Origin of the sequence: Pseudomonas caspiana, assembly GCF_040224095.2 — a bacterium.
Lineage (GTDB): Bacteria > Pseudomonadota > Gammaproteobacteria > Pseudomonadales > Pseudomonadaceae > Aquipseudomonas > Aquipseudomonas caspiana.
Map to the genome: position 1 here is coordinate 4,043,446 of NZ_CP167995.1, position 21,769 is coordinate 4,065,214.

At 57.3% G+C, this 21,769-nt stretch carries 14 protein-coding genes; 8 read left to right on the forward strand and 6 right to left on the reverse strand.

Features of this window, described 5'->3' with window-relative positions; genetic code table 11:
- The first annotated feature begins 182 nt into the window (after window positions 1-182).
- Window positions 183-1,799, forward strand: coding sequence for an inorganic phosphate transporter (locus tag ABRP31_RS18495; protein ID WP_349972498.1), 1,617 nt, complete (start codon window positions 183-185; stop codon window positions 1,797-1,799).
- Here the strand turns inward: ABRP31_RS18495 and ABRP31_RS18500 are convergent.
- Entirely contained in the window at window positions 1,787-2,692 is a 906-nt protein-coding gene (locus ABRP31_RS18500; RefSeq protein WP_349972552.1) for a LysR family transcriptional regulator, read from the reverse strand. The genes ABRP31_RS18495 and ABRP31_RS18500 overlap by 13 nt on opposite strands.
- A 272-nt stretch (window positions 2,693-2,964) precedes the next feature.
- On the opposite strand from ABRP31_RS18500, the gene ABRP31_RS18505 reads away from it, so the two are divergent.
- On the forward strand, window positions 2,965-4,170 hold the full coding sequence (locus ABRP31_RS18505; RefSeq protein WP_372488886.1) for an MFS transporter: 1,206 nt from the start codon (window positions 2,965-2,967) through the stop codon (window positions 4,168-4,170).
- Here the strand turns inward: ABRP31_RS18505 and egtB are convergent.
- A complete protein-coding gene (gene egtB / locus ABRP31_RS18510; protein ID WP_349972497.1) occupies window positions 4,167-6,317 on the reverse strand; it encodes an ergothioneine biosynthesis protein EgtB in 2,151 nt (716 codons plus the stop codon). The two genes, ABRP31_RS18505 and egtB, sit on opposite strands and share 4 nt — an antisense overlap.
- A gap of 129 nt (window positions 6,318-6,446) precedes the next feature.
- Window positions 6,447-6,815: a DUF427 domain-containing protein gene (locus ABRP31_RS18515; protein WP_087267884.1), complete on the reverse strand. Its 369-nt coding sequence runs from the start codon at window positions 6,813-6,815 to the stop codon at window positions 6,447-6,449.
- Window positions 6,816-7,067: 252 nt separating this feature from the next.
- Here ABRP31_RS18515 and ABRP31_RS18520 point away from each other — a divergent pair, with 252 nt between their 5' ends.
- The 5 genes from ABRP31_RS18520 to ABRP31_RS18540 all read left to right on the forward strand — a co-directional run bounded on the left by ABRP31_RS18520 (window position 7,068) and on the right by ABRP31_RS18540 (window position 14,530).
- Window positions 7,068-8,243 (forward strand): XdhC family protein, encoded by a 1,176-nt coding sequence (locus ABRP31_RS18520; RefSeq protein ID WP_349972496.1) that lies wholly within the window; start codon window positions 7,068-7,070, stop codon window positions 8,241-8,243.
- A gap of 241 nt (window positions 8,244-8,484) precedes the next feature.
- Window positions 8,485-10,164 (forward strand): MFS transporter, encoded by a 1,680-nt coding sequence (locus ABRP31_RS18525; RefSeq protein WP_349972495.1) that lies wholly within the window; start codon window positions 8,485-8,487, stop codon window positions 10,162-10,164.
- On the forward strand, window positions 10,161-11,351 hold the full coding sequence (locus ABRP31_RS18530) for an HlyD family secretion protein (RefSeq protein WP_349972494.1): 1,191 nt from the start codon (window positions 10,161-10,163) through the stop codon (window positions 11,349-11,351). Before ABRP31_RS18525 ends, ABRP31_RS18530 begins: the two co-directional genes overlap by 4 nt.
- A gap of 935 nt (window positions 11,352-12,286) precedes the next feature.
- Window positions 12,287-13,375, forward strand: coding sequence for an enoyl-CoA hydratase/isomerase family protein (locus tag ABRP31_RS18535; protein WP_349973029.1), 1,089 nt, complete (start codon window positions 12,287-12,289; stop codon window positions 13,373-13,375).
- 3 nt (window positions 13,376-13,378) lie between these two features.
- Window positions 13,379-14,530: an acyl-CoA dehydrogenase family protein gene (locus ABRP31_RS18540; RefSeq protein ID WP_349973027.1), complete on the forward strand. Its 1,152-nt coding sequence runs from the start codon at window positions 13,379-13,381 to the stop codon at window positions 14,528-14,530.
- 188 nt (window positions 14,531-14,718) lie between these two features.
- On the opposite strand, the gene ABRP31_RS18545 is transcribed toward ABRP31_RS18540, so the two are convergent.
- Complete coding sequence (locus tag ABRP31_RS18545; protein WP_349973026.1) at window positions 14,719-19,878, reverse strand: dermonecrotic toxin domain-containing protein; 5,160 nt, start codon at window positions 19,876-19,878, stop codon at window positions 14,719-14,721.
- 125 nt (window positions 19,879-20,003) lie between these two features.
- Window positions 20,004-20,567, reverse strand: coding sequence for an NAD(P)H-dependent oxidoreductase (locus ABRP31_RS18550; protein ID WP_349973024.1), 564 nt, complete (start codon window positions 20,565-20,567; stop codon window positions 20,004-20,006).
- A gap of 291 nt (window positions 20,568-20,858) precedes the next feature.
- Between ABRP31_RS18550 and ABRP31_RS18555 the strand changes: the two genes are divergently transcribed.
- Window positions 20,859-21,068 carry a hypothetical protein gene (locus ABRP31_RS18555; protein WP_349973023.1) on the forward strand — a complete coding sequence of 70 codons (210 nt, stop codon included), beginning with the start codon at window positions 20,859-20,861 and terminating at the stop codon, window positions 21,066-21,068.
- A 127-nt stretch (window positions 21,069-21,195) separates the two neighbouring features.
- Here the strand turns inward: ABRP31_RS18555 and ABRP31_RS18560 are convergent, their stop codons facing one another.
- A complete protein-coding gene (locus tag ABRP31_RS18560; RefSeq protein ID WP_349973021.1) occupies window positions 21,196-21,741 on the reverse strand; it encodes a GNAT family N-acetyltransferase in 546 nt (181 codons plus the stop codon).
- Between the last annotated feature and the right edge of the window lie 28 nt (window positions 21,742-21,769).

Genomic DNA, 21,769 nt, shown 5'->3' on the forward strand with positions numbered 1-21,769 from the left:
TATCGTTTATCGCGGGCAAGCCCGGCTCCCACAGGGGATTGCATTCCAAATCAAGAGAGCTATTGGTGCATGCCGATCATCTGAAAACGCCGACTATTACCGGGATCATTGATCTGTGTAGCAACTCGGTAACATTTTGTAATGAACATGGGCAAATCCATTCTTCAACAGGATCAAGCACCATGGCAACCAGTACCTTGGCACCGGATTCCTTCGAGCAGGCCAGCAACTCAAGGCCGCAGCTACACCGCAAGCCCAGCACACTGACGATGGTGGTTTTCTTCGCAATTCTTGCCACCGGCTTGTTGTTCACCGCTTATAGCTTGAAGCAGGACGTGGACGACATGGGCACCGTGGTGACCACCTGGACGCCATTTCTGTTGTTAGGCGTGGCCTTGCTGATTGCCTTGGGTTTCGAGTTCGTCAACGGTTTCCACGACACAGCCAACGCTGTCGCTACGGTGATTTACACCCACTCTTTGCCGCCAGGTTTTGCGGTTGCCTGGTCAGGGCTGTTCAACTTTCTCGGCGTGCTTTTTTCCAGCGGAGCGGTGGCGTTTGCGATCATCGCCTTGCTGCCGGTCGAGCTGATCTTGCAGGTCGGCTCCGGCGCTGGCTTCGCGATGATTTTTGCCCTGCTGATCGCCGCGATCATCTGGAACCTGGGTACGTGGTGGCTGGGGCTGCCCGCCTCGTCTTCGCACACTCTGATCGGCTCGATCATCGGTGTGGGGGTTGCCAATGCCTTGATGCATGGCCGCGATGGCACCAGCGGCGTCGACTGGTCTCAGGCGACCAAGATCGGCTACTCGTTGCTGCTGTCTCCCTTGGTCGGGTTCGTTTTTGCCGCGCTGCTATTGCTGGCAATGCGCATGTTCATCAAGAACCGCGCGCTCTATAAAGCGCCTGAAGGCAATACTCCACCGCCATGGTGGATTCGCGGCATGCTGATCGTGACGTGCACCGGCGTTTCGTTCGCCCACGGCTCCAACGACGGCCAGAAAGGCATGGGCTTGATCATGCTGATTCTGGTCGGCACGTTGCCGATGGCTTACGCACTGAACCGCACCATGCCCGCCGACCAGTCGATCCAGTTTGCTGCTGTTGCTGAAGTCACCCAACAGGCGCTCACCCGCAACGCCCCGCTGCCCGCCCCTGCTGACCCACGCCAGACGCTGTCGCAGTACCTGGTCAGCAAACAGGAAACGCCAGAGCTGATTCCGGCACTTGCGGTCATGGCAGGCAAGATCGGTATTCAAGTCAAAGGCTACGGCTCGCTGTCGAAAGTCCCCGCCGAAGCAGTGGCCAACGTGCGGAACGACATGTACCTGACGTCGGAAACCATCCGCCTGATGGAGAAAAACAAGGTCGGCAACTTCGACGCTGATACTCAGGACAAGCTCAAGCTGTTCAAGGACCAGATCGACAGCGCCACGCGCTTCATTCCAACCTGGGTCAAGATCGCGGTCGCCATCGCATTGGGTCTCGGCACCCTGGTGGGCTGGCGGCGCATCGTGGTCACCGTCGGCGAGAAGATCGGCAAGACCCACATGACCTACGCCCAAGGCGCTTCGGCGGAAGTGGTGGCCATGATGACCATCGGCGCTGCAGATATGTATGGCCTGCCGGTATCGACCACACACGTATTGTCGTCGGGTGTCGCGGGCTCAATGGTCGCCAACGGCTCGGGCCTGCAATTGCGGACATTGCGTAATCTGGCCCTGGCCTGGGTATTGACACTGCCTGCTGCGATTTTGCTATCGGGGTCGCTGTACTGGGTGTTCACTCAAATCTTCTGATGAGCGTGCTCTGGCAATAAGTGCTCAATGAGAAAATCGATCAAGGCGCGCAATTTCGGGGATGCATGCTGGCTGGCGGGCCAGAGCATCCAGAGGGTGCCGCGACCGAGGGTGTAGTCTTCCAGCACAACTTGCAGTTCGCCGCTTTGCAACGCGTCATTGACGACAAAATCCGCAAGGTAGGCGATGCCCATTCCCTGTCTGGCCATGTAATACAGGGAATGGGTGGTGGTGCAGGTAGCGGCTTTTTTCAGGCCCTGAATAGGCAAGCCGTCAACACTGCGCAAAGGCCAAGGCTCGATTTTGCCGGTAGCGGGAAACTTGTGAAGCAGGCCGACATGCCCGGCCAGGTCACTGGGCGTAGAGGGTACGCCATAGGTTTTCAGGTAATCGGGCGACGCAACCAGCATCAGGCGAAAGTCCCCAAGGTGCCGCGAAGTCAGTCGCGAGTCCTGCAGCGTGCCGGTACGAATCACCGCATCGAAACCCTCCTCAATGATGTCCACCATGCGATCCGACAGATCGATATCCAGCTCGATGTCCGGGTAGCGGCGCATGAACGCGGTCAATACCGGCATCATTAAACCGTCTTGCAACGGCACGCTGATATGCAGTTTGCCTCTGGGCTCAGCGGTGAAATGCGACAGCTCCAGCTCCGCGGCTTCGACCTCTCCCAGTATTCGCCGACACCGCTCAAGAAACAGTGAGCCTTCGGCTGTCAGGGTGATGCTGCGTGTGCTGCGATGAAACAGGCGAACGCCTAGACGCTGCTCAAGCCGAGCAATGCTCTTGCCAACCGCAGAGGAGGAAACCTCCAGCGTGCGGGCCGCAACGGTGAAGCTGCGCGTCTGTGCGACCTGCACGAAGATTGCGATACCACTGAGACTGTCCAGATTGTTTTCCTCTTGAAGCTTGAAGACGGTGACCCAGCGCAGCAGACACGAAATCTGTAGGAGCGCAAGAGCACCGCGAGGCCGCGATGGCGGTGTATCAGGCAGAGCGCTATCGCGGCCTCGCGATGCTCGTGCGCTCCTACAGGAGATAGGCCAAACTCCACGATTCCCGCCTATTGATTACGGACACATTTGTCCGCTATAAGCGGAACCTTAGCCTGTTTTTCCGCCAACCACAGCCAACTAATCTAGCCCGCTTTCGAACAGGGCTCATGGCTATGACAGACAAAACGCTGGACCTCACTGATAGATCAACCGCAGAGCGGCTGCCGTGGACGGCGTTGCTGGCATTGGCCATGGCAGGTTTTCTGACGATTCTCACCGAGGCGTTGCCTGCAGGACTACTGCCGTTGATGAGTGCAGACCTGCAAGTATCGCCCACTTTGGTGGGGCAATTGATCACCGTATACGCCGTGGGCTCGCTGCTGGCGGCCATTCCTTTAACGGCCCTGACCCGCAACTGGCGTCGTCGGCCATTGCTGTTGATTGCCATCGGCGGGTTTGCCGTGGTCAACAGCATCACTGCGCTCTCCGATGACTACGGGCTGACGCTGGGGTCGCGTTTTTTTGCCGGGGTTTTCGCAGGCTTGCTCTGGTCGCTGCTGGCCGGTTACGCCAGTCGCCTGGTGCCCGAACATTTGCGTGGCCGGGCTATAGCGGTGGCCATGGTGGGAACGCCGTTGGCGCTGTCCATCGGCATTCCGGCCGGGACACTGCTGGGTTCAGTCATCGGTTGGCGCTGGGCGTTCGGGATCATGAGCGTGTTGAGTCTGATCCTGGTGATCTGGGCCCGTCTGAGCCTGGCTGACTTCCCTGGCCAGCCCCAACAGCAACGCCTGTCGATCCGTCAGGTGTTCGTACTGCCCGGTATTCGTCCAGTGTTGTTCACCACCCTGACCTTCGTTCTGGCGCACAACATTCTCTACACCTACATCGCTCCGTTACTGGAACCCGCCGGTTTATCTGGGCAGATCGACCGCGTGTTGCTGGCTTTTGGCGTAGCGGCGCTGGGGGGCATCTGGCTGGTAGGCGTATTGATTGATCGCTGGCTTCGTGAACTGGTGTTGGCCAGCATCGCGCTGTTCCTGCTCACCTCCATTGCTTGGGCAATTAGCGGTGAAAGTAGTCAGCTGATTTATCTATACGTCATCGTTTGGGGGGTGGCATTCGGAGGTGCAGCGACCTTGTTTCAGACCGCGTCGGCGATCACCGGCGGTGCCGCCGCCGATGTCAGCCAATCGATGATCGTCACTGTATGGAATCTGGGTATTGCCGGTGGCGGACTGGCCGGCGGCTTACTGCTGCAAAGCTTTGGCGTGCAGTCCTTCAACTGGCTGGTTTGCCTGCTATTGATCGGTGCACTGCTGATCAGCGCCAGCGCCCATCGCGCTGGCTTCCCCTCTTCCAGACAGAATTAGGCGTGCAATGTGAACAACGCCACTTCGGGTGCAACACTCACCCAATGCTGACTCACTGACCAACCCGCAGCGGCGGCCAGCGCGGTGAATGACTCCACGGTGAACTTGTGGGAGTTCTCCGTGTGCAGCCGCTCGCCCACGCCGAAGTGGAAGGTGTGTCCCGCCACCGAGGCCACTTGCTCCACACGACTGACCAGATGCATTTCCATGCGCAGGTCCTCGGCATTCCACAACGCCAGATGCTCGAAGTCATCGACGTTGAAGGTGCCGTCCAGTTCGCGGTTGATTCGGGTCAACAGGTTTTTATTGAAGCGTGCAGTGACACCTTGAGCATCGTCATAGGCCGCGACCAAAGTGTCCGGTTCTTTGACCAGATCCACGCCAACAATAAAGTGAGCGTTTTCACCCAGCAGGCTATGGGCAGAACGCAGGAACTTAACCGCTTGCTCGGGGGTGAAGTTGCCAATGGTAGAGCCGGGGAAGAAACCGACCCGAGGCAAACCATCTGCGGCCCTTGGCAATTTCAAGGCACGGGTGAAATCGTCGACTTGCGGCGCTACCGTCAGGTGCGGGTATTTATTACTGAGCTGATGCGCCGCCCGATTCAAGGCATTGGCGCTGATATCGATGGGTACGTAAACGGCGATCTGCGGTGCAGCGTCCAGCAGCAGACACGTCTTCTCACTGGCGCCACTGCCGAACTCGACCAACGCGGCACCTTGTGGAATCAGCCCGGCCATTTGCGCGGCGACGTCGGTCAGCAGCCGGGTTTCGGCACGTGTAGGATAGTATTCCGGCGTCTCGCAGATAGCCTCGAACAGCTGCGAGCCCGCTGCATCGTAAAAGTATTTGGGCGAGAGGTTTTTCACCGGAGAAGAAAGCCCGCCAATCACATCACGCGCGAACTCGCTGTCGTGAGGGTTAACAACTCCCGGTTGACGGCTGTCTCTGGCCAGACGCAGGCCGGAAACCACCCAGCGCTTTTCCGGATGGAAGAAGTTGCGATAGGTCGCCCGGGAATGGCTCGGCGACGTTACGCTCGCCCCGCCGCGCAGCACCATCTGGTTGATCATGAACTTGCCGTTGTATTCGCCCACCGCGCTGGCTGCCGGACGGAATCCCGGGTAGGCGCTGTAGGAGCTTTGGGTCCACTGCCAGGCAACGTCATCCACCTGTTCCAGCAAACCGGCAACCACGGCCGCCTCCCATTCAGCTTCAGTAGGCAATCGTGCATCAGCCCAATGCGCATAGGCTGCTGCTTCGTAGTAGCTGATGTGGGTGACAGGTGCGTCCGGATCAATTGGCTCAAGGCCGCGCAACGTCATGCACCGCCACCCATGAGTTTCATCGTGCTGCCAGTACATCGGCGCGTTCCAGGCGTTTTCCTGGACGATCGTCCAGCCCTCGGACAACCACAGCCCGGCCTGACTGTAGCCACCCGCATTGATGAACTTCAGCCACTCGCCATTGGTGACCAATCGATCACTGATTTCGAACGACTGTAAGTAAGTGGTGTGGCGCGGGCCTTCGTTGTCGAAAGCGAAGTCGGCGCCTTGATGGCCGATCTCGGTCAGTCCGCCCTTGAGCGGTTTGTAGCGACCACGTCGACCAGCCGCATCTTTGGGCCAGGCGGTGTCGTAAGCCGGTTTGAGGGACGACGTGCTGAACAGATGCAGGATGTCCATCAGCAGCAATTCCTGATGCTGCTCTTCATGGGCAAGGCCCAGTTCGATCAGGCTGCTCAAGGCCTGGGGCAGCGGCTGTTGCAGCAGGCGGGCCATGTGCTGATCGACATGCTCGCGATAAGCCATGACCTGATCAACTCCCGGGCGAGTCATTAAGCCACGCTGCGGACGTGGATGGCGCGGGCCGACGGCTTCGTAATAAGAGTTGAAGAGGTAACCGAAAACCGGATCGAAAGGCTCATAGCTCGGGATGTTTTCGCTAAGCAGAAAGGTTTCGAAGAACCATGTGGTGTGCGCCATGTGCCATTTTGCCGGGCTGGCATCGGGCATGGACTGGACCACCATGTCTTCGGCGCTCAGCGGCGCGGCCAGACTTTGGGTTCGGCTGCGCACATTCTGGTAGCGCTTAAGCAATTCGTTGGCAGCAGGAATCTGGCGAGGCTCGCGTGAGGGGCTGATCATCAGTGTGCATCTCCGGCGTTGCCGCGACCTGTTTGTTCAGGAAGTGCGGCGTCGAGCGTTTGTTTAGTTGCAACCGGTGAAAACGGACACGAGTCCACTGGCCACCTGCTCCCGCCCAAAAGGACTGCTTCAGCCATGCTGCACCTGTGTCACAAAGGTCACCCGCTCGGGGTAAAACGCTACGTGATTCTTGAGCTGCGCCACGGCGCGATATGGATGCTCATAAGTCCAGACCGCGTTCGGGATGCGTAGCCCATGGATATCCAGGCTGAAATAATTGGCGTCGCCTTTGTACGGGCAGTGGGTTTGATGTTCGGTTCTAACGTAATGTTCAATCCGTATATCCGAACGGGGTATGTAGATAACGGGCGGGTATTTGGCTTCCTCGAGCAACAGTGCGTGTTCGCTGCGGGCGAGCAGCGTGTCTTTGAACAGCACGCTGACCGTGCCCTTGCAGGAAGTGACGGTAATGGGGTGGTCGTAGTCGGGGGTTTTCATGGCGAGTGCTCTCTTGGCAGTCATGCAGAAAACAGGTGACCTGTAGGAGCTGCCGAAGGCTGCGATGGCGGAGTGTCAGGATAAATGCTTCGCAGCCTTCGGCAGCTCCTACCCTGGATTTTTTGATCAAGCCAGTTGCGATCAGTGTAGCCACCCTCAAACAACAGGCTTATACCGTCACAAACTGAACGTTTTCAGCAACCTTGCATCCGAACACTCTATGCTGTGCACACAGATTTCCGAGGTTTAGTAATGAATGATTTATCCCGCCTGCTCGAGGCTTTGTCCCTTGCTCATACTGATGGGCAGGACGCGGTCATGGCGACGGTGGTCAAGGTCGAGGGTTCGGCTTATCGACGCCCCGGCGCGCGGATGGTGATTCCCCAGCTTGGCAGCGCCACTGGCACGGTCAGCGGCGGTTGCCTGGAAAGCGATGTCAGCAAAAAAGCCTGGTGGCTGACCGCCGCAGGCAAGCCGGTGCTACGCACTTACAGCACAGGTGAAGATGACGATGAACTCGAGGACGCGGAACTGAGCTTCGGGCTGGGCTGCAACGGTACGGTGCATATACTGTTCGAGCGCGTCAGTGCGCAGAGTCCATCGCTGGCAATCAACGTGTTGAAACAGGTGCAAGCCACCTCGCGCCCCGCTGCACTGGCGACGGTGATCAGCTCCGAAAGTGAACATCAGGTCGCAGTGGGTGAGCGGGTTGCGCTGTGGGCAGACGGCGCGCTTGAACTGGAACTGCACGACCGACTGCTCAGCCAGGCCATCGCCGCCGACCTGCAAACCGTACTCACCGCAGAGAAATCAGCCATTCGCAACTATGACGGTCACTCCGGATCGATTCAGGTGCTGCTTGAATTCATTCCGGCACCGCGCCGACTGGTGATCTTTGGTGCCGGGCATGATGCCGTACCACTGGTTAACATGGCGCACCTGCAAGGCTGGCACACCACGGTGATCGACGCGCGCACGCACTTTGCCCGCCCGGAGCGTTTCCCCGAGGCCGATCAAGTCAGCGCCCTCCCCTTGCAGCCTTTCGCCGGGATGCAAGCGCTGGTCGACGATGCAGCCGTGGTGGTCATGACCCACAGCTACACTCAGGATCGCCATTGGCTCGGCCAGGTACTGACGTTGAATCCGCGCTACATCGGCCAGCTTGGCCCACGCAGCAGGACCGAACGACTGCTGGACGAAATGAGCAGCGAGATGCGTCAACTGCCAGCTTTTGCGACGCTGCATTACCCGGTAGGTCTGGATCTGGGTGGCGATACCCCGGCAAGCGTTGCGCTGTCGATCCTGGCGGAAATCAATGCGGTGCTCAATCAGCGTAACGGCGGAATGCTCAAGCATCGCGAAGCGAGCATTCATGCGGCGGATGTGATGATGGCGGGTGAGATGGGGCTGCTCAAGAGTGGGTCTTAGGGGCAAATGAAACATTAAACGTTACAGATATGTAGGAGCTCACGAGCACCGCGAGGCAGCGATTGCGTACTGCCTGATACACCGCCATCTCGGCCTCGCGGTGCTCGTGCGCTCCTACATAAAAGCATTAAAAATCAGTTGTTTATATTTTTTCATGAGAGCAGCAGGATTAATTTCAGGCCCTGCTCCCACGTGTTGCACCCGATAAAAACCCAGACTTGCCACAAGGCTATACCGGCTCATGAGCAGTAAATACACCCAACGCGACTGGGCTCCCCATGAACGGCCGACCATGCCGGGTTCGCCGTCCACACCGTTGCATTCCACGCGCAAACGATGGGCGTTCGCACTGGTCGGGGTCATTGTCGCACTGACCGGTGGACTGGGTAATGCCTTGGTTGTTGCCAACCTGCCCTATCTGCAGGGCTCACTGGGTGCGACGACTGCCGAGGTGGCCTGGCTACCCGCCGCTTACGTCATGACCAACGTGTCGATGAACCTGGTGTTGGTCAAGTTTCGTCAGCAATTCGGTTTAAGAACCTTTACCGAGCTGTTTCTGGTGCTCTATGCGCTGGTGACCTTCGCCCACCTGTTCGTCAATGACTTGAATTCAGCGATCGCCGTGCGTGCAGCCCACGGAATGGTCGGCGCCGCCCTGTCGACCCTGGGCCTGTATTACATGATTCAGGCCTTCCCGCAGAAATGGCGACTGAAAGCGCTGGTGCTCGGCCTGGGCACAGCGCAACTGGCCATTCCCATGGCCCGGCTGGTTTCCGAAGACCTGCTGCAAATCGCCGAGTGGCGTGGCCTTTATCTATTCGAGCTGGGGATGGCGCTCCTTTCACTGGGCTGCGTGCTACTGCTCAAGCTGCCGCCGGGGGATCGCTTCAAGGCGTTCGAAAAACTCGATTTCCTGACTTTCGGTCTGCTTTCCACCGGTTTTGCCCTGCTCTGCGCCGTGCTTTCTCTGGGGCGCATCGAATGGTGGCTGGAAAAACCCTGGATCGGTCTCGCATCGGCGGCGTCGATCGCACTGATTTGCGCCGGACTGGCCATCGAACATAACCGCAAAAACCCGCTGTTGATCACCCGCTGGCTGGGCAGCGGTGCAATATGGCGTCTGGGGCTGGCAGTCATTCTGTTTCGGGTCGTCCTGTCGGAGCAGTCAGTTGGCGCGGTTGGCTTCCTGCAAACTCTGAACATGGGCTCACAACAACTGCACTCGCTGTACGCCGTGATGTTGCTGGGCAGTGTCGCGGGGCTGGCAGTCAGTGCGTTGACGATCAACCCGCAGCACCTGATCAAACCCCTGCTGATCTCTCTGGCAATGATCGCGATCGGAGCCTGGATGGACAGCGGCTCGACCAACGTTACGCGCCAGTCGAACATGTATTTGAGCCAGTTCCTGCTGGCCTTCGGCGGCACATTTTTCCTGGGCCCGACGCTGGTGATGGGCATCAGTAGCGTGATTGCCAACCCACGCAATATGGTCAGCTTTTCAGTCCTGTTCGGTATCACCCAAAACCTCGGCGGGCTGATCGGCTCGGCAGTGTTTGGCACATTTCAGATTGTGCGCGAGAAATATCACTCAAGCGTTCTGGTCGAGCACCTGACATTGATTAATCCGCAGGTTCAGGCCCGCCTGCAAAGCTCCAGCGCCAGCTACGCTTCGGCCATTGCAGATCCATCGACGCGCACTAATCTGGGGATACGCGCCATCGCCAATACTGCGACCCGGGAGGCCAATATTCTGGCCTACAACGATGTATTCATGCTGATCGCGCTGGTTGCCGTCCTGACCATGGTCTGGATTTCCATTCGCGTGACCTGGCTGAGAATGACTACAAAACCGCTTGCAGCGACAGCGCCTGCAACGGTGAACTCTACTTCCGTTAACTCCAGCGGCGCCCAACCTTCATGAATGACACGACCAAGCCTCCTGCATCGCCCGAAGCAGGGCCGAATTCGACAACTGAACAACCCGCATCATCAGGGCCGCCGCCACCTCCGGCAGCCGCACCGGCCAGCAGTGAACCGCGCTCGTCCCGCACCCGAATCATTTCCTCGGTGATCTTTGCCAGCATTGCGCTGGTCGGCATCCTGATCGTGCTCTATGCCTGGCAATTGCCGCCGTTCAGCAGCCCCATCGAAAGCACTGAAAACGCCTTGGTCAGGGGCCAGACCACAATCATTGGCCCGCAATTGAGCGGCTATGTTTACGAAGTTCCGGTGCAGGACTTCCAGTTCGTCAAGAAGGGCGACCTGCTGGTGCGTCTGGATGACCGGATCTACCGCCAGCATCTGGATCAGTCATTGGCGCAACTGGGCATTCAGAAAGCTTCACTGGCCAACAACCTGCAACAGCGAAAGAGCGCCGAAGCGACCATTGCACAGCGCAAGGCTGCCTTGGAAAACAGCATCGCTCAGGGTCGAAAATCGGCGGCCGACCTGCGTCGTAATCAGGCGCTGGTCACCGATGGTTCCGTGTCGAAAAGTGAACTGGACGTCAGCCGCGCGGCCGATGCGCAGGCCACGGCGGCAATAGCTGAAGCCCGTGCTGCGCTGGATATTGCCAAGGAAGACCTGCAAACCGTGATCGTCAATCGCGGTTCTCTGGAGGCGTCGGTTGCCAATGCCGAAGCGGCTATCGAGCTGGCACGCATTGACCTGAGCAACACGCGGGTTCTGGCTCCGCGTGACGGCCAGTTGGGGCAGATTGGCGTGCGTCTGGGGGCGTACGTTAACTCTGGCGCGCAGTTGATGGCTCTTGTACCCGACCGGCTTTGGGTCGTCGCCAATATGAAAGAAACGCAGATGGTTAATGTGCGCCTTGGTCAGCCAGTCACTTTTACTGTGGATGCGCTGGGTCATGAAAAAATGCACGGCCGCGTGCAGCGGATTTCCCCTGCTACGGGCTCGGAGTTCAGCTTGCTACCGGCTGACAACGCCACCGGTAACTTTGTGAAGATCTCTCAGCGGATTCCGGTGCGGATTATTGTCGAACCCAACCAGCCTCTGGCAAAACGTTTGCGGCCGGGGATGTCGGTGGTCGTCAGTATTGATACGAGTCAGGACGGCGAGGTGCCAGCGGATCCGGGGGGTGAGTAAGGCATCTTTCAGGGCCATTTTTTGACGCTGGATCGGGGCGCATATCCGTTTCCGTGGTAATGGCTTCTATTGGTTGCGCTTTTACAGCGCATCACTTTTGGGGCCCAAAAGTAACCAAAAGGCCCTTGCCCCACCACTCGGCACCTCGCTGGTGCTCGGTGTACCCGCCCGCAGATCCTGAACCGTGGGCCGCCGCAACGGGCCATCCATGGCCCAATGCGGCTAACCCGGCGTCCTGCCCCTCTTTAATTCAAGAGCGCCCCACGGTTCAGAATCTACGTTCGGCCAGCGTGGTTTAACGGGGCGCCCTAGATCAAAGTCAAAAGCGTGGCGGCCTGACAGCCGACCTAGCGTGTGAATTTACCGCTGTTTTCTGTAGGAGCTGCCGAAGGCTGCGAAGCGGTGTGTCTGACGAAAAATGCGTTGGCTGTTAGGACGTCTCGCGAACAAGTTCGCTCCTACCAGTCCGAGGTGCTACAGCCTTTTCCGCTCTGCTTTTGATTTTGACCTTAGGCGCCCCATCAAACCACGCCGGCCGGAATTCGATATTGCTGCGTGGAGCAAACCGGCAGGGATGCCGGTTTAGCCGCCTCAGGCCATGGATGGCCGGTGGCGGCGGCCCCACGCAGCAATGTCGGATTACGGGCATGCCGAGCCACAGCGAGGCACCCAGTGGTGGGGCAAGAGCCTTTTGGTTACTTTTGGGCCTCAAAAGTGACGCGCCGTAAGGGCGCAACCAATAGATGCATTAACCGCGATAACGGATATGTACACAGAAATGAATGTGTGAATATCAATGCAATGATCAACCGCACCCTGCAATAACGCCCTAGGACTGTGCAGCTTTACCGGTTGTCTTTTGCAAATTTGCACTGTTAGCATCGGGATCGTCATCTCTCGCACCACCCAAAATAAAAACGAACAGGGAGTTTGTAATGACCGCATCTGCTTCACCTGCCCCTCAGCCACTTACCGATAACAGCATTCTGGCCGAAGTGCGCAATCACATCGGTCACCTGACCCTCAATCGCCCTGCGGATCTGAATGCCATTGACCTGAACATGGTGCGCACCCTCCAGACGCAACTCGACGCCTGGGCCAGCGACGACTCGGTGTATGCCGTAGTCCTGCGGGGTGCCGGGGATAAGGCATTTTGTGCTGGCGGCGACATTCGCTCGCTTTACGACAGTTTTAAAAATCGCGAGACGATGCATCAAACCTTCTTCGCCGAAGAATATACGCTGGACCTGACCATCCACCGTTACCGCAAACCGATTGTCGCGCTAATGGACGGATACGTCCTGGGTGGAGGCATGGGGCTGGTGCAAGGTGCAGACCTGCGAGTAGTCACCGAACGCAGCCGTTTAGGCATGCCGGAGGTGGCCATCGGGTACTTTCCGGATGTCGGCGGCAGTTACTTCCTGCCGAGAATCCCCGGCGAAATGGGCATTTATCTGGGCGTCACAGGCACCCAGATCGGCGCGGCTGACGCGCTGTATTGCGGTCTGGCGGACTGGTACCTGCACAGCGATGCACTGGCGGAGCTGGACCGCAAACTCGATCGCCTGCAATGGCGCAAACAACCGCTCAAGGACCTGCAAGGGGCTTTGGCAAAGGTCGCCAGCCAGCGACTGCCGGACCCGTCACTGGAAAAGCTGCGCCCCGCCATCGACCATTACTTTGCTCAACCGGACATCATCAGCATCATCGAACAACTGCGTGAAGTCGCCGTGCTGGACACCCACACCTGGGCCCTGGACACCGCCGCGTTGCTGGAGACACGCTCGCCGCTGGCCATGGCGGTAACCCTCGAGATGCTGCGGCGCGGGCGTCATCTCACGCTGGAAGACTGCTTCGCGCTGGAGCTGCATCTGGACCAGCAATGGTTTGAACGTGGCGACCTCGTTGAGGGCGTGCGAGCGCTGATTATCGATAAAGACAAGAAGCCACAATGGAACCCGCCCAGTGTTCAGGCATTAAGCGCTGAGCATGTGCAGAGTTTTTTCAGCGGCCATGGAGATTGAGTCATGCACGATATTGAACTCACCGAAGAGCAAGTGATGATCCGCGACATGGCCCGGGACTTCGCCCGCAACGAAATCGCGCCCCATGCGCAGGCTTGGGAGAAAGCCGGCTGGATTGATGACACGCTGGTCGCCAAGATGGGCGACCTCGGTTTGCTGGGCATGATCGTGCCCGAGGAATGGGGCGGCACCTACATCGATTACGTCGCCTACGCGCTGGCCGTTGAGGAAATTTCTGCTGCCGATGCCGCCACCGGTACCCTGATGAGTGTGCACAGCTCAGTGGGTTGCGGGCCGGTTCTGAATTACGGCAATCAGGAGCAAAAACAGACGTGGCTGGCTGAACTTGCCAGCGGGCGCGCCATTGGCTGTTTCTGCCTGACCGAACCTCATGCAGGCTCCGAAGCCCACAACCTGCGCACCCGCGCTGAATTACAGGGCGATGAATGGGTCATAAACGGCGCCAAACAATTTGTCAGTAATGGCAAACGCGCCCAGCTGGCGATTGTATTTGCCGTCACCGACCCGCAGTTGGGCAAGAAAGGCCTGTCAGCGTTTCTGGTACCCACCGACAACCCCGGCTACGTAGTAGACCGCTCGGAGCACAAGATGGGCATTCGCGCATCGGATACCTGCGCCGTGACCCTGAACAATTGCCGCATCCCTGCAGCCAACTTGCTTGGCGAGCGCGGCAAGGGACTGGCCATCGCCCTCTCCAACCTCGAAGGTGGACGCATCGGCATTGCCGCCCAAGCACTTGGCATCGCCCGCGCCGCGTTTGAAGCCGCATTGACTTACGCTCGGGAACGGGTGCAGTTCGACAAGCCCATCATTGAGCATCAGAGCATTTCCAACCTGCTCGCCGACATGCACACCCGCATCAACGCTACACGCTTGCTGATCCTGCATGCCGCGCGATTACGCAGTGCCGGCCAGCCCTGTTTGTCAGAAGCGTCGCAGGCCAAACTGTTTGCTTCAGAGATGGCCGAGTCGGTCTGCTCCAAAGCGATCCAGATTCATGGCGGGTATGGCTATCTGGAAGACTACCCCGTTGAGCGCTATTACCGGGATGCGCGTATCACACAGATCTATGAAGGCTCCAGCGAAATACAGCGCCTGTTGATTGCCAGGGAATTAAAGCATTACCTGATTTAAACGGCGCCCGCGCAGATGAACTGCCCCCTAAAAGCTGGAAACCCGGGGCCAGTTCATCGACGTGTGACAGGCCGACAGCGTTTCGTTTTAGCAGTGAAGACGCTCGATAGGCACCCTCCTCCCACCTGAAGCCGGTCCGGGACATCACACCAATAAAGGCGCGGCAACCATCCTGTCATGTGATCTGCTCAGAAGCGCTCACGCCCTAACAGCGTTACCAGCAGCGCTACGGAGTCGGCGTTGCTGAGGATGACTTCCGCGCGCCTTTGCGGGTTATCCAGAAACACGTCGCGGGCGGCGTCTATGGTGGAGGCACCTGTCAGCTTCAGCACCTTGCTTTTGGCCCCGCCATCAATCGTTCTCAAGTCCCGCCACACACCATCCTCCTCGACTCGGAACAACTCTTCACGAGGGCTCAGATGGGACAGCTTGACCTGATTTTGTGCCTGCTCCCTTTTCAGGCGGGCACGATATTCGCCGGTGTCTTCAAGTAGATCGAGGAACGGCTGTTCCGAATCAACATAAACGATATCCTCGGTATTGCCCGCGATATGCGACAACTCATGAATAAGGGCGACTGCCCGAAAGTGAGCCCCCACATTAAAGCCCCCCTGACGCGATTGCGCAGGTTTGAGCCGGACGAACGGAGAACAGAAAAACCGATCACTGAAAAATATTCTTCTCAGTGGATCATTGGTGTAAGTGAAGGCCGTGGTGTTCCGGGAATCGAGCCTGTTGGTACCTATCACATAACGTCGCGAAGAGTGCGGTGACAGCGTAGGGTCCAATAGAGCACGATAGATATCAATAATTGCCTGCTTGACCGGGATAATCAGCCGGTTACTAAGCACATCTACACCAAAGAAGTCCTTGAGTATTTGCACGGCACGAGGATCGAGAACACGTCGTCCAGAACGCACCGTCAAGTTATTGATGGCGTTGGCTAGATAAACCCTTGCCTGTCGATGAGCTTCGACGATCTGCGTTGCCTTCAGCGGATACAGACGCTGAACCTCGTCGATACCACGCGCGTCCACAACGAACACTTCATCGACATTGACATCAGTCAACTCGATCTTGAACCGAGTCAACGCGCCGCCATTACGCCTCGCACCCAGACTGATATCGAACGCCCACCGACGGTCAGTACCGAGCTTGATAAGAGGACCATCCTCCTCTCCTTCAATCACGCACCAGCCTTTAACACCGTTTCTTACCTGATAGACCTTCCCGGCTACGGCAGCGTATTGCTTGAGCGTGACCGGATCTTTGAAAGTATTCAGCGAGTCATTTTTTTCCAGCTGACTCAAAGAAACATCATGGACCTCGAACTGCCGCAGATTCTCATCGAGGTCCAGCTGTATTTGTTCGTCGTACCAGCGTGACTCAGCCAACTCATCGGTATCACTGTCACTCTCCGCGAGAGGCGCATCCTCGCCACCCAATTGCTGGCCCGAAGCAATAAATACCAGTAAAGCTGCTGCGAATTCGGCAACCGCCTTGCCCCACTGATCTTCCTTTACCGAGTCCAGCGATGCATTGAACAAGTCCTGCGCCTGCCATAACCCGACCAGACCGCCAACCCTCCCGGGAAAAAACGTCAGGGACTGCTCAGCCCCTAGCAACATCAGGTAGCGGGACTCAGCGCGGTCAGCCTCGGCAGTAGTGACACTGCTTTTTTTGGCCATGAGCATCATCAGCTGTTGGGCAGAACGAAACAGGCATAACAAAAAGTTTTCCTGGGCGGGCACCACGCTCAGTTGCACCGGCGCCGGGTGCGCGTCACCCAGATCGCTGATCCCTCCTGTAGCCCAAGACAAGTGAGGCTGCAGGAAACCGCCTCGTTCGTAGACAAAACGAGCTGTCGGGTCCAGGCGCTCAAGCACCAGCTCTTGCAGCTTGGTGGAAGTCTGCAGGTCGAGCAGTAAATCGTCCTGAGTGGGATATTCCTTGAAAATGAAGTCGGAGCTGGCAATCGCATGCAGAACCCAGGGGCCCTCACTCTGGGTTTCAGGGCCGATCAGGTAGATTCCGGCTGCAACATCTGCAGCGTAGCCAGGAGCGGCTATCAGTTGCAAAGGGCTGAAGATGATAGCCCGCCCGCCAACCGGTAGCCGTGCGAAACCATCAGGCATGCTGACCATATTCTCGATCAAGCCATACCCCGCACTGGTCAGTGTCTTCTGGAGCATCATCTGGAACGCGGTAAGAAGCAGCGCGCAGGGCGCTTGCTCGGTAAATTGATTAAGCCGTTCTGAATAGTCCGGCGCAGTTTCCTTGAACTTATCTGCCAGATAGGCCTGATACCCGGCACCGATATCCAGCGTGCGCGCCAGATTGCGTACGTACACAGCATCCAGCGAGGCCGGTAAAGGCGTCGTGTCTTTGATAGAAACACTGAGCGAAGCACTCTGGAAATTCGAAAAGCGATTGATCGCAAAATCAGACAAGGACTCGCTCAGAGTGCTGGTCGCGGCAGGAATTGATGACGGTACCTGGCCCGTACCTACGGGGGCTACGGTGTAGTGCGTGAGAGTGATCAGTATCCTGTCGGGATCAAGTGAATCGGATGGATAATCCTTTTTTAAACGCAGGCGCAAATGCGCGACGGCGTACTCATCCAGCGTGGAGAGCGAAGCGATTCGTTGTTTGGAGGTATACATTTGCCAGAAGCGCATTGTCAGCGCTCTGAACACTAACAATTCACGCTTGGAAGCCTTTTTCAGCCAAGCCGGCAAGCGCCCGGCCATCAATGAGTATTCAAGCCGGCCAGACAACATATCAATCACGGTACGCGAATGGTCGTCAGACTCCATCGGCGTCAGCATTTTTTTCAGCAGTCCCGCATCTGCTTTCCATTCAATAGCGGTTTGATAAGCAGCTTCGATACCAAAGCATTGCCTATCCAGCTCGTCATCGACCAGACGCTGGATGAAGTCACCTTCGACGCGGGCCAGATTGACCGTGATGTTCGGCGTAGCACCTTGTTTAAAGAAGTTCTGGATTTTTTGTAGATCAGGTTCGGAAATCAGATTCAACCAGTTATCCCGGGATTCGGGGTGGACCAGCCTTGCATTGAGATCAAGCTGAAGCACGCGGACGCTGTCGCACTCCCGGAGCCCAAGTACTGCAGAACACAACAGCGGCTTTGCCCCGCCACTCAACGGTTGCTGGAGGACAAAGACATTGGTAAGCCGTATCGGCGGCTGGCTATTGTCGTAAATCAGGACCGGGACGAAAACTTCGACGGCCTGGAACCCAAAGTGCTCACGCAGATTAAACGCTGGTCGATCAAGAACCTGCTCAAGCATGTCCAGCCCGGACTTGCTCACCTCACTGGCGTGTCGGTGCATGCTCAAGGCGAGTCTGAGCAGCCCTTCCCGGATCAGGCGCGAGGCGTTTGCGGGAATGACGCTAGAACCACAGACCCGCAGGTGCGATCCATGAAAGCTTCTGATCTGGCGTGAATACTCGCTGGCGAACTCCTCTTGCGCACGCTCCATCACATGATTGAGCAATTCGGGCGTCAGCCACGACAGATGAATGGAATACTCTGAATCAGGCGGATCGAAGTAAACATGACAATCCTGCAAAACCCCAGCCTCGCGATGGCCAGTGACGCGCTCCATGAGCAGCACCGACAAACTGACAACGCTGTCGTCCTCCTCGCGATACCACATCCGCTGAGCGTCGAACGTGCCATCCTGCAACACAGAAAAATATCGATTCAATAGCCTGCGAGCGCAATCTGCTGCAGTGGGATGGGCATCGAAAATACTGTCGACCCGTATACGCGCATCACGCAGATACGTAGCCCATAGCAGAGTCGCAGCATTGCGGGTATCCGGGATGTGGGTAGCCAGAGCTGCAACTCTGGACGGCGCATTGAAACTTGACCAACGCTGCTCGGACCTGGCCATCTCTTCGCCCCAACGATCGGTATCGCCCGCGACACAAAGGCGGGGATCAATCAGACAGCGGATGTCCAGCGCAGCTTCAACGTCTACTGACGCGTGAGCCAATGAATTGAAACGAACCTTGAGGGTGCTGGCGAGATTACGTTTTTGCAGCGCAATGACCGAATCGGCGAGTTTGATGAACGGTGTTTTAGTCACCGGGTCCAGACGCAAATGCAACGCGCCCTGAGCTCGCACCAACAGCGCGTCATCGAGCGACGTATAGGCTAATATCTCGGCTCGACCTTCGATCCCGGCAAAATACGCCGCAACTGCGCCCACTCCGTTAAAGCGCCGCAGCCCCTGCTTTGCACTGTATAAAAACAGGTCCGGCAATTGCTTTGAGGTGAACCCGATCAGAACAACACCCGCCAGCTTGAGCGGAGCCTGCTTGCTTATCGCAATGGAAACCCGCGACATTTCGACTTCGTCTGATACGGCCCCCCCGGCCTGACACAGCGATTTAAGCAACGCATATTCCGCGGCCGTAACGGTGTCGTCTTGTCGGCTGCTCAGCAGGTGCTGACGAAAACACCCGACAAAAGCCTGACCGGTCAGATCCTGAAGGCTCACGCCATCCTCTGTAGAGGTGCGCCAGTAATCATCCAGCAAGCTTTCATAGACGCTGATCAACGAGCCGCTACTGGTGACCGCTTGTTGCCAGGATCTGGCCTGGTCCCCCGTCTGTTCGCGACCTTCGCTGTCCAGCCACTGTTGCCGTATGCCGGCGGCCAACGGCACACCACACCACGCTCTGGTTGCTACATCGACCAGCGTCTGCGTCCCCAATGTGGGACCACTCAGTGTGGGATTATCAGCCTTGTTAATCTGGGCAATATGGGTGAACACATTGATTGCAGTCCCCGGAAAACGCGCATCAATCTCTTGCTGCAGGTTATGCCCCATGGCTTTATGCAAGGAGGGCAAACGCTGCAAGTGGCCGTTAAGTCGCTGGAGTTGTCGGGCTTGCTGGTCAATGATCGAAAACATGCGCTGCTCGAACAGCTTGCTTTCAATCAGTTCACATTCAAACTTTTCCGGATCGCCGCTTTGCAGACCGAACCGTGTTGTCAGCGCCGTCACCAGCGCCTGCCGACTGGCGAATCGCTCAATACCGTCAAGGGGGGTACAAAGGTAAACCTCAGGCTTGAGGCTTTGCGAGTCGCTGACCAGCAGCGCCCCCGCCAGCTCAGCATGCATCAGCCCGCCGTCACCACGGGAAAACCGATCAACTCGCGGCAGCGTGACGTTATCGTCCTCATCAATGAGCAACCGCAACCACACGGCTTGCTCATCAGTGATGCGCTCGGCCAGAAGCGCATCGTCGATATCCCGGGAGAATCGTGAGCTGAGTGAGTCGGAGTAAAACCAGGGTAACTCTGTAAGTGACATGACAAGTTCCTTTTGCAATGAAAACCCACCGCCGGTCGGCGATGGGTTGTAAGAGCAGAGGAGCTTATCGGGGGCTAAATCATTGCAGACGGTACATAAAGCAGCGCATTGCCAAATCAGCCAATTCAGGCTTTATGGTTTTGCTCAACCCAGGCCGCATAAGCATTGATGAAGGTTTGCAGGAAGGGCTTTGTCTGTTCGGACAAGGTTCCCGCTGCATCGAAGAAAGTACCCGCGTTGCCCAGATAGGCCTCAGGCTGCTGCAGGCACGGCACATTGAGAAACACCAACGATTGGCGCAGATGATGATTGGCGCCAAACCCGCCGATCGCGCCAGGTGAAGCGCTGATCACTGCACCAGGCTTGCCGCTCCAGGCACTTTTGCCATACGGGCGGGAGCCGACGTCAATCGCATTCTTCAAGGCGCCTGGAACGGACCGGTTGTATTCCGGCGTGACAAACAAAACGCCGTCGGCTGCGCTGATTTGCTGACGAAATGCTGTATAGCTTTCAGGGCTTGATGTGGCGGTGTCGATGTCTTCGTTATAGAGCGGCAAGTCGCCAATTTCGACGATCTCCAACTGCAAACTGGCCGGAGCCAGTGCGGCGAGCGCTAGCGCGATCTTACGATTGATGGAATCAGCACGCAGACTGCCGACGACCACGGCGATCGAATAAACCTGACTCATGGAAATTTCCTTCGACGAATGAAAAGAGCCATTAGTTATAGATCAAGTCGCTGCCCAGGTGCAGATTGGATTGCAGCGATCAGGTACTAAACAGCACAAACCGTCCAAAAGACTGCGCCGACTATTTTTTAATCGCGGGCAAACTACCCGTAAAAACGGCGGTCTACTTCGCTTGATTGCTCGCTGCGAGTCACGTCTGTCCGAGTGTTGCCGGATCGGACCCTGACTCCTGATGCGCAGTGTTAGCATGCAAGAGTAAACATGCGGTTATCTTCAGAGGTTACAAAGCAAATGGCTTCAATCAACGTTGGAAAATTTCACGCACGCGACGCCGAAGGCCGTGTTTATTCGGTGGTGGAGTTCCAGGAGCAACTGTCTGAAGCGAGTGGCACGGAGCCTGTCTCAACCTACAAGCTGGCGATTGGCGATAGGGTCAATCATCTGGGCGGGGATGAGTTTCAGTTGGTTCAGTCAGGCATTACTATAACCCGCACTACCTGACAGCTGCCCTGCAGATACGCCTGTAGGAGCGGCGTTTACACCCAAGGCGTTTTTCGGGCGACTCGCGCCCTCCCGCCTGGAGTCGTTCCTACGGGAGTGATGCAGTGTTGGTCAACTTAAGTGTTGGTCAACTGAACAGCAGGTACCAAAAGATCGCGCACTCACGTGTCTGCGGATCGATGGCGCGATAACGCAAGTGATCCACCCCACCAACGACAAATCCATACTGCTCATATAACCGGCAGGCAGCCAGGTTATTGTTCTGGGTTTCCAGCATGATCCCAGGCAGGTTGTGCTTGTGCGTCCAGAACTGCGCGACATCCAGCAACGATCGGGCAACGCCGCTACGGCGCGCCGATACATCGACTGCCAACTCGTCGACGTGCGCAAAACCATTCCAGTGCCGACTCAGGACCATGTGCCCGACAGGACGCTCGTCCAGCCAGGCAACCATCACGGTGCTGTCGGCAGCGTCCCGATAGTCGCAGAACTCCTGAGAGTCGATACCGTAGTTCTTGCTGTAGGGTTCGACCGGTTCGACATGCCAGCACGCTACAGGCTTGCCCACTTCCACCGCCGCATAGCCGCTGACGGTGAATGTGAATTCGCTGTTGAGGATGTAGTCCTCGAAGCACTCGTCAGCAATGCGAATGCTCAGTGCCGGATTGGCCAAAGTCGTGAGTCCATTCAGTTACCAGTGA